Below are 12,712 nucleotides of genomic sequence, written 5' to 3'. Positions count from 1 at the left end.
CTAACGGCAGTGAGCGATATGCCTGTCAGTCATATTTATGCCTCACAGGCATATCGCTCACTGCGGGGTGTGGGGGGCTGACGTTACCGTCGGTGACGGCGGCCGTTCCAGTGGTCAACCGGTCCACCACGCGGCACTCGTGGCGGCCGTGGGCGGTTGACCGGTCGCTCGCGCCCCGAGGACCGCCCCGCGGCGCCCGGGCCGACGGGGTGTGACCGGGGATGACCGGTAGGGCGACTAGGCTGGCATACCGTGCTCGTACTGGTGGTGGACTCCTCGACCCCCGCGGTGACCGCGGCGCTGGTGGAGGTCTCGGCGGACGGGGTCGTGCCGCGGGCGCACCGCTGCACGATTGACGCGCGGGCCCACGGCGAACTGCTCGCGCCGCAGGTGGACGCGGTGCTCGCCGACGCGGAGGCGCGGCCGCGCGACCTGGGCGCGATCGTCGCCGGCCTCGGTCCCGGCCCGTTCACCGGGCTGCGGGTCGGTCTGGTCACCGCCGCCACGATGGGCCAGGTGCTCGGCGTCCCCACGTACGGCGTCTGCTCGCTGGACGCCATCGGTTACCCGGCGGCGCTCGGCGAACCGGTCCTGGCGGCCAGCGACGCCCGCCGCCGGGAGGTCTACTGGGCCGTCTACGACGGCGCCGGCCAGCGAATCGCCGGGCCGAACGTCGACACCCCCGCGGTCGCCGCCGAACGGGCCCGCGGCCTCGCCGTCACCGCCGCGGTGGGCGACGGCGCCCACCGGTACGCCGACGTGCTCGACCTGCCGCTGCGGGTCGAGCCGCGCTACCCCGACGCCACCGCGCTGGCCGCGCTGGCCGCCGAGCGGATCCGGGCCGGCGCGCCGACGGAGGCGCTCACCCCGCTGTACCTGCGCCGGCCGGACGCGGTGGCGGCGACCGCCCGCAAGTCGGTCCTGCCGTGAGCCCGCCGGTACGACTGACCCGGTTCCGCTGGTGGCACGTCGACGAGGTGCTGCCGATCGAGGCGGACCTCTTCGGCACCGAGCAGTGGTCCCCGGCGATGTTCTGGAACGAGCTGGCCAGCGGCCACTGGTACCGGGTCGCCACCGACGTCGACGGCACCGTGCTCGGGTACGCGGGGCTGACCGTCCAGCCGGACGAGGCCTGGGTGCAGAACATCGCCGTCCGGCGGGACGCCCAGCGGCGCGGCGTCGGCCGGCTGCTGCTGGAGGAACTGCTCGCCGAGGCGGCCCGGCGCGACGTCCGCACCGTCCTGCTGGAGGTGGCGGCGGACAACGCCCCCGCCCAGAAGCTCTACGCCACGTACGGCTTCGAGCCGATCGGCGTCCGCCGCGGCTACTACCAACCGAGCAACACCGACGCGCTGGTCATGCGGCGCGTCGCGGCCCCGACCGAGGACGGGACGGACGACTGATGGCTGACGAGCCTTTGGTCCTGGGGATCGAGACCTCCTGCGACGAGACCGGTGTCGGCATCGTGCGCGGGCACACCCTGCTCGCCGACGCGATCGCCTCCAGCGTCGAGCAGCACGCCCGGTTCGGCGGCGTGGTGCCCGAGGTCGCCAGCCGCGCGCACCTGGAGGCGATCGTGCCCACCATGGACCGGGCGCTGAAGGAGGCGGGCGTGACGCTCGCCGACATCGACGCCATCGCGGTCACCTCCGGCCCGGGGCTGGCCGGCGCGCTGCTGGTCGGCGTGGCCGCCGCCAAGGGCTACGCGCTGGCCGCCGAGAAGCCGGTGTACGGGGTGAACCACCTCGCCGCGCACGTCGCCGTGGACACCCTGGAACACGGCCCGCTGCCCGAGCCGGCGGTCGCCATGCTGGTCTCCGGCGGGCACTCCTCCCTGCTGCTCGTCGACGACCTCGCCCGTGGGGTCACCCCGCTCGGCGCGACCATCGACGACGCGGCGGGGGAGGCCTTCGACAAGGTCGCCCGCCTGCTCGGACTGCCCTTCCCCGGCGGACCGTACATCGACCGGGAGGCCCGGGCCGGCGACCCGGCGGCGATCGGGTTCCCGCGCGGTCTCACCGCCGCCAAGGACCTCGCCGCCCACCGGTACAACTTCTCCTTCTCCGGCCTGAAGACCGCCGTCGCCCGCTGGGTCGAGGCGCGCCAGCGGGCCGGTGAGCCGGTGCCGGTGGCCGACGTGGCGGCCTCCTTCCAGGAGGCGGTCTGTGACGTGCTGACCGCCAAGGCGCTCGACGCCTGCCGGGCCAACGGGATCGAGACGCTGGTGATCGGCGGGGGAGTGGCCGCCAACTCGCGGCTGCGGGCGATGGCCGAGCACCGCGCGGCGAAGCACGGCATCCGGGTCCGCGTACCCCGGCCGAAGCTCTGCACCGACAACGGCGCCATGGTCGCGGCGCTCGGTTCGCACCTGGTCGCGGCGGGGGTGACGCCGAGCCGGCTGGACCTGCCGGCCGACTCGGCCCTGCCGTTGACCACGGTCAGCGTGTGACGGCACGGAAGGGGAGCGCCGACGTGATCGTGCGGATGTGGGAGGCGCGCGCGGAGCCGTACGGCTTCGCCGACCTGATCACCTGGGTCTGCGACACCGCCCTGCCGGAGCTGGAACACGACCCGCTGCACCTGTCCAGCGAGGTCTTCTCCTCCACCGATCACCGGGTGGTGGTCGTCTCCAAGTGGCGGAGCAGCCCCCGGCCGCTGCCCGAGCCGCCGGCCATGCTGGTCGCCCGGCCCCCGCACTCCTGGGACTTCACCCAGGTCGACCGCTGACGGACGCCGACGGCCGCCGGTCCGGACGGGCATGCCCCGTCCCCGGCCGCCGTCGGCGCTCCGTCGGTCAGCTGCGGCGCAGGATGCGCCAGGTGGAGAAGCCCCCGACGCCGAGGGCGAGCAGGAAGACCGCCCAGACGATGGTGGTGCTGACCCCGACCGACGGGGCGGGGGCGCCGGCCTTGGCGGCGGCGATCAGCGAGTCGCTCTGAGCGGGCGGCAGCGCGGCCGGCGGCATCTGCTGCCAGCGGACCAGCCCGGTGCTCTCCAGCATCGCCATGTGGTCGGTGACGAACTTGTTGGCCTCGTCGGCGAGCCTACGGACGGTGGCGTCCCGGGTGCTGGCCCGGACCGCGCCGATCACCGGGAAGATCTTGCCGTGCGCCACCCGGAGCCGGGTGACGAAGATCTGGTCGAACTGGTTGCCGTTCGCCTCCTGCATCTCGGTCAGCCACCCCTTCTGCTCGGCGGTGGGATCCGTCGGCAGGGTGGTGCCCAGCTTGTTGGCGGCGTTGACGACCAACTGGTCGAGCACCCCGTGCTGGCGGGCGATCTCGGCCCCGATCTCCCGCACCCGGGGGGACACCCCCTTCTCGGCGGCCATCTGCCCGGCCGGCATCTCCCAGAGCCCGGCCAGCCGTACCCCGTTGAGCAGCGTCATGTCGGCGGCGTTGATCTGGTTGCCCGGTGCGGCCACGGCCACGCCGGGCAGGACGCCGAGCCCTGCCACCAGCGCGATGAGCAGCACCGCCACCCGGTGGGTCCGGTGCCCTGGCCGACGACGTGCGGATTCCAGCGGTGCCATCCTGCGGTGCCTCCTCGGTCCGGGCCGTACGTGTCACGCCGGGCAGCGCACCCGGCTGCCCGTCCGTCCACTGGTACGGACCACCGACCCGATCAGTTCACCGATGCTGAGCGACAAGTCAGCCCGGGATGCCGGTCAGCGGGACAGCGCCATGAAGATCCCGAGCAGCAGCAGGGTGGCCGCGGCGACCGCGAAGAGCACCAGCAGTTCGCGCCGGCCGTGCCCGGTGGCGTCGCCCGCGGCGGCCGGCGCGATTGCCGTGGGCAGGTCGCGGGTCAGGTCGGCCAGCTCGCCCAGGGTGCGCGCCGTCCAGACCGCGGCCACGCGATCGGAGAACTCGTCCAGGGTGAGCCGCCCGGCGCCGGTGTGCCGTTGCAGCTCGGCGACCACCCGGTGCCGGTCGTCGTCGGAGGCGCGCAGCTGGACGTCCACGTGCGACAGGGTACGCAGGCCGGGGCGTCGGCGGGAGCCGCCGGTCAGCCGGCGTCGAGCGGGTCGGCGAGAAGCCGTTCGAAGGCCAGCTCCGCCGCGCCGATCAGCGCCGCGTCCGCGCCGAGCTTGGGAGTGCGCAGCCGGACGTGCTCCAGGCAGGCGGGCAGCCCCATCGAGTTGAGCCGGCTGCGGACCTGGGCGGCGGCGGCCAGGTAGAGGTCGCGCATGGTGCCGCCGAAGATGACCATCTCCGGGTTGAAGATGTTGACCAGGTTCGCCACCCCGAAGCCGAGCCAGTCGCCGGCTCGACGTACCGCCGTCTGGGCCCGGGCGTCGCCCCGGTCGGCGGCGTCGAAGACGGCCAGCAGCGCGTCGCGGCCGCGGGCGTCCGAACGACCGGCGGCGCGGAGCAGCCCGTGCTCGCCGATCTCGGTCTCCCAGCAGCCCCGGGAGCCGCACTCGCAGGGGGCGCCGTCGCGGACCACCACCATGTGTCCGACCTCGCCGCCGTACCCGCCGTGGCCGGTGAGCCGCCGGCCGCCGGCGATGATGCCGGCGCCGACGCCGACGTCGCCGTACAGGTAGATGACGTTGTCGCAGCCGGCGGCGACGCCCCGGGCGTGCTCGGCGAAGGCGGCCATGTCCGCCACGTTGCCCACCGTGACGGGTACGTCGATGCCCAGCTCGGTGGCGAGCACCGTGCCGATCGGCTCGTCCACCCAGCCGGTGGCCGGGCCGAGCCGGACCAGCCCGTCGTCGCGGCGGACCATCCCGCACACCGCCACCCCGGCGCCGACGCAGAGCGAGCCGGGCGCCACGTGCTGGTGCATCTCCTTGAGCGCGCCGGCCAGCAGCGGCGCGGTCTCCCCGGCGTCCAGGCCGCGCGGCCGGTCCAGGTCCCGGCGGTCGAGCACCTCACCGCCGAGACCGACCCGCGCGGCCCGCAGCCGGTCCACCTCGATGCTGTACGCGTACGCGTAGACCCGGGCCGACTCGGGCCGGACGACCAGCGACGGCCGGCCGGCGCGACCGGTCTCCTTCGGCGTCCCCTCGCTGACCAGCCCGGCGCCGGCCAGGTCGGCGGTGAGTGCGCCGATGGTGCTGCGGTTGAGCCCGAGGGTGGTGGTCAGTTCCGCGCGGGAGGTCGCGCCGTGGACGTGCACGTGCCGCAGCAGAGCCCCGAGGTTCTGCCGCCGGATCTCGTCCTGGCTCGGTCCTACCCGCATCGTTCCTGGTACTCCGTGGTCAGCGCGTGCCGGTGGCGACGGAACGGCGGCGCGACAGCGCGTCGACGCCCGCGGCCAGCAGCAGCACCAGTCCGGTCGAGGTGTACTTGAGGCCGGAGCTGAGGTCCAGCAGGCCCATCCCATTGATGATGACAGCCACCACCGCGCCGCCGAGTACCGCGTGGATCATCCGCCCCTTGCCGCCGAAGAGGCTGGTGCCGCCGATGACCGCCGCGCCGACCGCGTAGAGCAGGACGTTGCTGCCACCGGTGTTCGGGTCGACCGAGCGGTCCTTGCTGGCCGCGATGATGCCGCCGACGGCCGCCATGCTGGAGCAGATGACGAAGGCGGAGATCTTCAGTCGGTCCACGTTGATCCCGGCCCGCCGGGCGGCCTCCGGGTTGCCGCCCACCGCGTACAGGTGCCGGCCGTACGCCGTGCGGTTGAGCACGAAGCTCCAGAAGACCAGCAGGGCCCCGATCAGCGGTACGACCACGGGCATCCCCCTGGTGGAGCTGATCGCCGTGTTGATGCTGCGTTCCTGGTTGAGGACGTGGACGGCGCAGCCGAGCAGGAGGGCCAGCCCGGCGACCCGGGCGGCCACCACGGCGACCGGCTCGGTGACCAGGCCCCGGGTGGCCCGGTTGCGGTGGCGCAGGAACTGCACGGCGCCGTACCCGGCGACGGCGACGCCGGCCAGCAGCCACCCGATCGCCGGCGGCACGTAGTTGTTCTCGATCGCGATGATCACCTGGTCATCGATCGAGATGTTGGTGCCCTCCTTCATCAGGAGCAGCACGATGCCCTGGAAGGCGAGGAAGCCGGCCAGGCTGACCAGGAAGGACGGGATGCCGACCTTGGCCACCAGGAAGCCGATGGTCAGGCCGATGAGGACACCGGTGCCGATGGCGGCGAGGACCGCGACGTACCAGGGGTAGCCGAGCACGCTGAGCACGTTGGCCAGCACGGTGGCGCAGACGCCGCTGGCGAAGCCGGCGGAGAGGTCGATCTCGCCGAGCAGCAGCACGAAGATCAGGCCCATCGCGATCACGGTGACCGCGGCGCCCTGGGTGAACAGGTTGGCGAAGTTGGCCGCCGAGAAGAAGACCGGCCGGACGGTCGCGAAGGCCAGGCAGAGCACGGTGAGGCCGATGACGGCCGGCAGCGAGCCGAGGTCGCCCCCGCGTACCCGGGCGAGGTAGTCGCGGACGTGGTCGCCGACGGTCGGCGCCGGGGTGCCGGCCCCGAGCCCGTCCCGCGGCAGGAGGGTGGTGGTCATCGGACTGCTCCCGGGGTCAGGTGGGCTGGCTCGCTGCCGTCGCGCGTGCCGCCGGCGTCCGGCCCGGCGCCCAGGCCGAGGTGGCGGGAGCGGCCGGTGGTGATCAGCTCGACGACCTGCGAGTGGGTGATGTCGGTGGTCCTCACCTGGGCGACCATCTGGCCGAGGTAGAGCGCGGCGATCCGGTCGGAGATGGCGAAGACGTCGTTCATGTTGTGCGAGATGAGCACCACGGCCAGGCCGTTGTCCGCCAGCCGGCGGACTATCTCCAGGACCTGCGCGGTCTGCGCGAGGCCGAGCGCGGCGGTCGGCTCGTCGAGGATGACCAGCCGGCTGTTCCAGAGCACGGCCTTGGCGATCGCGACCGTCTGTCGCTGGCCGCCGGAGAGGCTGGAGATGTGCTGGCGCAGCGACTTGACGTTCCGCACGCCCAGCCCGGCGAGCGTCTCGGCGGCCATCTGCTCCATGGTGGGTTCGTCGAGCACGATCCCGCGGCGCTTCTCCCGCCCGAGGAACATGTTCTGCACGATGTCGAGGTTGTCGCAGAGCGCGAGGTCCTGGTAGACGACGTCGATGCCCAGCGCGGCGGCGTCGCGGGGGCTGCTGACGGTGACCGGGCGGCCCTCGAAGAGGAACTCGCCGGAGTCGGTCGGGTGGATCCCGCTGATGCACTTGACCAGGGTGGACTTTCCGGCGCCGTTGTCGCCGACCAGCGCGGTCACCTCGCCCGGGTGAACGGAGAGAGCGACGTCACGCAGGACCTGCACGGGACCGAAGCTCTTGTCGATCCCGCGCAGTTCCAGCAGGGGGGTCGCGGACACGGGGTTCTCCTTTGCGCGTCGGCAGGGGTGCCGTCAGTTGACGCCGGCGGCGGCGCAGAGCTTGGCGTATTCCCCGGAGCAGACCTCGTCCTTGGTGACGAAGCCGTCGGCGATCACCTCGGCGACGTCGTCGGCGTAGATGGCCTTGGGGGTGAGCAGGATGGCGTCGACGGCGCGGCCGCTCTCCGGATCCCGGACCGTCTGGCCGGTCTCCTTCCGCTCCCCGTTGGCCAGCGCGATGGCCAGGTCGGCAGCGGCCTTCGCCTCGTCCTTGATCGCCTTGTAGACGGTCATGCACTGGTCGCCGGCGAGGATGTTGCGCAGTCCCTGGGTGGTGGCGTCCTGGCCGGTCACCGGGATCCTGCCGTTGAGCTTGTTCTTCTTCAGCACCGAGATGGCCGCGTTGCCCAGGCCGTCGTTGGCCGCGAGGACGCCGTCGATCCGGCCCTCGGTCTGGGTGAGCATCTGCTCGAAGATGACGCCGGCCTGGGCGTTGTTCCAGTCGGGCACCCACTGGTCCGGGCCCTTGCGGAACTCCTCGGCGTCGAACTTCGGCTTGAGGACCGCGTCGTAGCCGCTTTTGAACAGGGTGGCGTTGTTGTCCGTGGGTGAACCGTTGAGGAAGGCGACGACCGGCTTCCGGGCGCCCTTCTCGGTCAGGCACCTGGCCAGGCCCTGGCCCTGGAGCTTGCCCACCGCCTCGTTGTCGAAGCTGACGTAGTACTGCGCCGAGCCGCCGAGGGTGAGCCGGTCGTAGTCGATGGTGGCGATGCCCTGCGACCGCGCCTTCTCCAGCACCGCCTTGCCGGTGCCGGAATCGAGATTGACGATCATCAGGACCGTTGCCCCATTGGTGATCATCTGCTCCGCGATGTTCGAGAACTGGCTCTTGTCACCCTGAGCATTCTGGATGTCGGAGTCGATTCCGGCGGCATCGAACGCCTCCTCGAGGAACCTGCGGTCCGCGCCCTCCCACCGGGCGGAGGACTTGCTGTCGGGCAGGATCACGCCGATCTTCGGTTTCCTGGCGCCATCGGCCGCGCTGCCGCTGGTTAGCTGGTCGCCGCAACCGGCCACGCCGTTGGCGGCCAGCAGGCCGACGACGGTGAGTGCGAGGAGGCCCTTGCGCATCTGCACGGGTCCTTTCGGGGTGGGTGGTGGCAGGCTGGTTTGTTGTGAGCGGCAACGTATTGCCACCCGTGTCGGCGGCGCAAGGCTGCCGAGCTCACGAGTTTGGCGGACCGCCGTAACGATCCCGTAACGCGGGAAAAGGCGCGATCTCCGCAGGTCCGATCCGCTCTGCCGCTCGACCAGTTTCGGCGTGGAGAATCGTTTCCACACCGGTGCCGTTTCCTTTTCCGGCGGCCGGAACTGATCAGTGGGCGGCGAGGGCGGCGATCGTGGCGTCGGTCAGCGCGACCAGATCGGCCGGGGCCAGTTGGAGCTGGAGGCCGCGACGGCCGGCCGAGACGTAGATGGTGTCGTACGCCAGCGCAGAGGAGTCCAGCACCGTGGGCAGCCGCCTGCGCTGGCCGAGCGGGCTGATCCCGCCCCGGACGTAACCGGTGGCCCGCTCGGCGGCCGCCCGGTCGGCCATCGTCGCCCGCTTGCCGCCGACGGCCGCGGCCAGCGCCTTGAGGTCCAGTTCGCCGGTGACCGGGACGACGGCCACCGTCAGCCCCCCGTCCACCTCGGTGACCAGCGACTTGAACACCCGCTCCGGCGGCACCCCGAGCGCCTCGGCGACCAGCGCGCCGTAGTTCGGCGCGTCGGGGGAGACGTCGTACGGGTGGGTGCTGTGCCGGATCTTCCGCTTCGCCAGCAGCGCCGTCGCCGGAGTGCCCTGTCCCGCCATGCCGGTCACGCTAACCGGACGCCGGACGTCAGCTCGCGACGGGCCGACAGACCAGCACGGTCGGCGCCCCCGCGACCCGGGTGAGCACCAGGCTGGCCGGCGCGTCGCCGGCCAGCCTCAGGTCCCGGCGCAGCTTCTCCGGCTCCAGCGCCGAGCCGCGCTTGAGGATCTCCACCCGGCCGACCCGGCGCTCCCGCAGCAGCGCGCGCAGCCGCTTGAGCGAGAACGGCAGCACGTCGGTGATCTCCAGGCAGCGGGCGAACGGGGTCGCGGTCGGGGTGTCCGCGTACAGGTAGGCGATGCTCGGGTCGGCGATCGTCGCGCCGAGGGTGTCGGCCAGCTCGGCGACCAGGTGCGCGCGGACCACGGCCGGGTCCGGGTCGTACAGGAAGCGGCGGGTGGGGCCGACGGCCGCCTCCGCCGCGCCCGAGCCGGTGAGCCGGTGCGCGACGTCGCCGCGCAGCACGGTGGCCCGGCGGGGCACCTCGGCCAGCCGGCCGCACCAGAGCGCCGCCTCGACCAGGTCGCCGTCCGCGCTCACCCACTCCGCCTCGGCGCCCGCCGGGATCAGCGCGTGGTCGATGCCGGGGGCCACCTTCACCACCGTGTACGGCACGCGCTCGGCCAGCCGGATGACGAAGTCCCAGGGTGGCGAGTAGGCGTTCGGGTCGAAGATCCGCCGGCCGGTGCCCGCCCGGCGTCGTGCCGGGTCGCAGAACACCCCGTCCACCCGGGTCACGTCGAACGCCGTGGCGTCGCCGCACTCCACGGTGAACTCCTCGGCCAGCCCGGCCGACTCGGCGTTCGCGGCGGCCATCGCGGCGGTCGCCGGGTCGGCCTCCACCCCGTACACCCGGATGCCGGCGCGGGCGGCGGCGAGCGAGTCGGCGCCGAGGCCGCACCCGAGGTCGGCGAGGGTGCGCACGCCGGCGGCGCGCAGCCGCGCGGCGCGCCGATCCGCGACCGGCCGACGGGTGGCCTGCTCCAGCCCGGCCCGGGTGAAAAACATTCCAGCGGCCTCGGGTCCGAACTTGGCCACCGCCCGGCGGCGCAGCTCGGCCTGGGTCAGCGCGGCGGCGGCCAGCCCGGCCGGCACCCCGGCGGCGCGCAGCGCGGCGGCCGAGGCCAGCGGGTCACCGCCGGCCAGCTCGGCCGCCGCGGCGAGCGCGGCCGACCCCTCGGGGGTACGCAGCGCGGCGAGCTGGTCGATGTCCACCCGCCCATTCTCCCGACCCGCCTCGCGCCGTCCGACCGGCCCCTGCCGCGTCGATCGCGGCCGTTCGGGCGCGACGCGCTGGCACTCTCCTTGACGGAGTGCTAGCCGAGGAATAACCTGCGATTAGCACTCTCACCCCGAGGGTGCCAGCTCCCGGGCCATCCGACGCGGGCGCTGAACGCCAGGCGGACCGGCACCCGCGACGACGGCCCCGCCCGGTGGCATGTGGCAGATTGACGCTGGTCGGCCCCGGTCGACCGGCAACGAAACCAGTACCCCAGGAGGGTATGCCCGTGACTACCGCGACCAAGGTTGCGATCAAGCCGCTCGAGGACCGGATCCTGGTCCAGGCGAACGAGGCTGAGACCACCACGGCGTCGGGCATCGTGATCCCCGACACCGCCAAGGAGAAGCCGCAGGAGGGCACCGTCCTCGCTGTCGGCCCGGGCCGCATCGACGACAAGGGCAACCGGATCCCGGTTGACGTGAACGTCGGCGACACCGTCATCTACTCGAAGTACGGCGGCACCGAGGTCAAGTACGCCGGCGAGGAGTACCTGGTGCTCTCCGCCCGCGACGTCCTCGCGGTCATCGAGAAGTAAGCAACCGATCAGTGTCGTTGCCCCGGTCCGGCTCGCCGGGCCGGGGCAACGGCGCTTCGAAGGGACATTCATGGCGAAGATCCTGAGCTTCTCGGACGACGCCCGGCACCTGCTCGAGCACGGTGTCAACGCCCTCGCGGACACGGTCAAGGTCACCCTCGGCCCGCGCGGGCGCAACGTCGTCCTGGACAAGAAATTCGGTGCGCCCACGATCACCAACGATGGCGTGACCATCGCCAAGGAGATCGAGCTCACCAACCCCTACGAGAACCTCGGCGCGCAGCTGGTCAAGGAGGTGGCGACCAAGACCAACGACGTCGCCGGCGACGGGACCACCACCGCGACCGTGCTGGCCCAGGCCATGGTCCGCGAGGGCCTGCGCAACGTGACCGCCGGGGCCAACCCGTCCGGTCTCAAGCGGGGCATCGACGCGGCGGCGGCCAAGGTCTCCGAGGCGCTGCTCGACCGGGCCGTCGAGGTCTCCAGCAAGGAGGCGGTCGCGAACGTCGCGACCATCTCCGCGCAGGACGCCACCATCGGCGAGCTGATCGCCGAGGCGATGGAGAAGGTCGGCCGCGACGGTGTCATCACCGTCGAGGAGGGCTCCGCGCTCACCACCGAGCTGGAGGTGACCGAGGGTCTGCAGTTCGACAAGGGCTTCATCTCGCCGAACTTCGTCACCGACGTGGAGTCGCAGGAGTCGGTCCTGGAGGACCCGTACATCCTGATCACCACGCAGAAGATCTCGGCGATCGAGGAGCTGCTGCCGCTGCTGGAGAAGGTCCTCCAGAACAGCAAGCCGCTGCTGATCATCGCCGAGGACGTCGAGGGCCAGGCGCTGTCGACCCTGGTGGTCAACTCGATCCGCAAGACCCTCAAGGTCTGCGCGGTGAAGGCCCCCGGCTTCGGCGACCGCCGCAAGGCGATGCTCCAGGACATGGCGATCCTGACCGGCGCCGAGCTGGTCGCCCCGGAGCTGGGCTACAAGCTCGACCAGGTCGGCCTGGAGGTGCTCGGCACCGCCCGGCGCGTCGTGGTCGACAAGGAGAACACCACCGTCGTCGACGGTGGCGGCCAGTCCTCCGAGGTGGCCGACCGGGTCGCGCAGATCCGCAAGGAGATCGAGGCCTCGGACTCCGAGTGGGACCGGGAGAAGCTGGCCGAGCGGCTGGCGAAGCTCTCCGGTGGCATCGCGGTCATCAAGGTGGGCGCGGCGACCGAGGTCGAGATGAAGGAGCGCAAGCACCGCATCGAGGACGCCATCGCCGCGACCAAGGCCGCCGTCGAGGAGGGCACGGTGCCCGGTGGTGGTGCCGCCCTGGCGCAGATCCTGCCGGTGCTCGCCGACGACCTGGGCCTGACCGGTGACGAGAAGACCGGCGTCTCGATCGTCCGCAAGGCGCTGGTCGAGCCGCTGCGCTGGATCGCCCAGAACGCCGGCCACGACGGCTACGTGGTGGTGCAGAAGGTCGCCGGCAAGGAGTGGGGCAACGGCCTCGACGCCGCCACCGGCCAGTACGTCGACCTGGTGAAGTCCGGCATCATCGACCCGGTGAAGGTGACCCGCAACGCGGTCACCAACGCCGCCTCGATCGCCGGCCTGCTGCTCACCACCGAGAGCCTCGTGGTGGAGAAGCCGGAGAAGGCCGAGCCGGCCGCCGCCGGTGGGCACGGCCACGGTCACGGCCACCAGCACGGCCCGGGTTTCTGACCCACGGCGTACGCCGACTCAGGGCGCACCGTCTTCGC

At 72.5% G+C, this 12,712-nt stretch carries 14 protein-coding genes; 6 read left to right on the top strand and 8 right to left on the bottom strand.

Annotated elements, in window-relative coordinates; all coding sequences use genetic code 11:
• Nucleotides 1–252 precede the first annotated feature (252 nt).
• Genes tsaB through ACTMS9_RS11215 form a run of 4 tightly spaced genes read left to right on the top strand, consistent with a single transcriptional unit; the run spans nucleotide 253 to nucleotide 2,727 of the window.
• Nucleotides 253–930, top strand: coding sequence for a tRNA (adenosine(37)-N6)-threonylcarbamoyltransferase complex dimerization subunit type 1 TsaB (gene tsaB / locus ACTMS9_RS11230; protein WP_441164867.1), 678 nt, complete (start codon nucleotides 253–255; stop codon nucleotides 928–930).
• Nucleotides 927–1,403 (top strand): ribosomal protein S18-alanine N-acetyltransferase, encoded by a 477-nt coding sequence (gene rimI / locus ACTMS9_RS11225; RefSeq protein ID WP_441164866.1) that lies wholly within the window; start codon nucleotides 927–929, stop codon nucleotides 1,401–1,403. Before tsaB ends, rimI begins: the two co-directional genes overlap by 4 nt.
• On the top strand, nucleotides 1,403–2,449 hold the full coding sequence (gene tsaD / locus ACTMS9_RS11220) for a tRNA (adenosine(37)-N6)-threonylcarbamoyltransferase complex transferase subunit TsaD (RefSeq protein WP_441164865.1): 1,047 nt from the start codon (nucleotides 1,403–1,405) through the stop codon (nucleotides 2,447–2,449). Before rimI ends, tsaD begins: the two co-directional genes overlap by 1 nt.
• Nucleotides 2,450–2,472: 23 nt before the next feature.
• Nucleotides 2,473–2,727: a hypothetical protein gene (locus ACTMS9_RS11215; RefSeq protein WP_179805953.1), complete on the top strand. Its 255-nt coding sequence runs from the start codon at nucleotides 2,473–2,475 to the stop codon at nucleotides 2,725–2,727.
• A 67-nt stretch (nucleotides 2,728–2,794) separates the two neighbouring features.
• Here the strand turns inward: ACTMS9_RS11215 and ACTMS9_RS11210 are convergent, their stop codons facing one another.
• From ACTMS9_RS11210 to ACTMS9_RS11175, 8 genes are all read right to left on the bottom strand, one after another.
• Nucleotides 2,795–3,532: a DUF4142 domain-containing protein gene (locus tag ACTMS9_RS11210; protein WP_441164864.1), complete on the bottom strand. Its 738-nt coding sequence runs from the start codon at nucleotides 3,530–3,532 to the stop codon at nucleotides 2,795–2,797.
• A 135-nt stretch (nucleotides 3,533–3,667) separates the two neighbouring features.
• Nucleotides 3,668–3,964 carry a DUF1707 SHOCT-like domain-containing protein gene (locus ACTMS9_RS11205; RefSeq protein WP_441142368.1) on the bottom strand — a complete coding sequence of 99 codons (297 nt, stop codon included), beginning with the start codon at nucleotides 3,962–3,964 and terminating at the stop codon, nucleotides 3,668–3,670.
• Between the two features lie 44 nt (nucleotides 3,965–4,008).
• The gene (locus tag ACTMS9_RS11200; protein ID WP_154941874.1) at nucleotides 4,009–5,190 is read right to left on the bottom strand and encodes an ROK family protein; all 1,182 of its coding nucleotides are present in this window, start codon (nucleotides 5,188–5,190) and stop codon (nucleotides 4,009–4,011) included.
• A 19-nt stretch (nucleotides 5,191–5,209) separates the two neighbouring features.
• Nucleotides 5,210–6,469: a sugar ABC transporter permease gene (locus ACTMS9_RS11195; protein WP_441142369.1), complete on the bottom strand. Its 1,260-nt coding sequence runs from the start codon at nucleotides 6,467–6,469 to the stop codon at nucleotides 5,210–5,212.
• A complete protein-coding gene (locus ACTMS9_RS11190) occupies nucleotides 6,466–7,290 on the bottom strand; it encodes an ATP-binding cassette domain-containing protein (protein ID WP_441142370.1) in 825 nt (274 codons plus the stop codon). The genes ACTMS9_RS11195 and ACTMS9_RS11190 overlap by 4 nt, the downstream gene beginning before the upstream one ends.
• A gap of 33 nt (nucleotides 7,291–7,323) precedes the next feature.
• A complete protein-coding gene (locus ACTMS9_RS11185) occupies nucleotides 7,324–8,421 on the bottom strand; it encodes a sugar ABC transporter substrate-binding protein (protein ID WP_441142371.1) in 1,098 nt (365 codons plus the stop codon).
• Nucleotides 8,422–8,665: 244 nt separating this feature from the next.
• The gene (ybaK, locus tag ACTMS9_RS11180) at nucleotides 8,666–9,145 is read right to left on the bottom strand and encodes a Cys-tRNA(Pro) deacylase (protein ID WP_441142372.1); all 480 of its coding nucleotides are present in this window, start codon (nucleotides 9,143–9,145) and stop codon (nucleotides 8,666–8,668) included.
• A 28-nt stretch (nucleotides 9,146–9,173) separates the two neighbouring features.
• On the bottom strand, nucleotides 9,174–10,361 hold the full coding sequence (locus ACTMS9_RS11175; RefSeq protein WP_441164863.1) for a THUMP-like domain-containing protein: 1,188 nt from the start codon (nucleotides 10,359–10,361) through the stop codon (nucleotides 9,174–9,176).
• 287 nt (nucleotides 10,362–10,648) lie between these two features.
• On the opposite strand from ACTMS9_RS11175, the gene groES reads away from it, so the two are divergent.
• On the top strand, nucleotides 10,649–10,963 hold the full coding sequence (groES, locus tag ACTMS9_RS11170) for a co-chaperone GroES (RefSeq protein ID WP_088960325.1): 315 nt from the start codon (nucleotides 10,649–10,651) through the stop codon (nucleotides 10,961–10,963).
• Nucleotides 10,964–11,033: 70 nt separating this feature from the next.
• The gene (gene groL, locus ACTMS9_RS11165) at nucleotides 11,034–12,674 is read left to right on the top strand and encodes a chaperonin GroEL (protein WP_441164862.1); all 1,641 of its coding nucleotides are present in this window, start codon (nucleotides 11,034–11,036) and stop codon (nucleotides 12,672–12,674) included.
• Nucleotides 12,675–12,712 lie beyond the last annotated feature (38 nt).

Source organism: Micromonospora sp. L31, assembly GCF_052068075.1.
GTDB lineage: Bacteria > Actinomycetota > Actinomycetes > Mycobacteriales > Micromonosporaceae > Micromonospora > Micromonospora purpureochromogenes.
The sequence above is the reverse complement of the archived record's forward strand: the minus strand, read 5'-3'. Positions and strand labels throughout refer to the sequence as shown.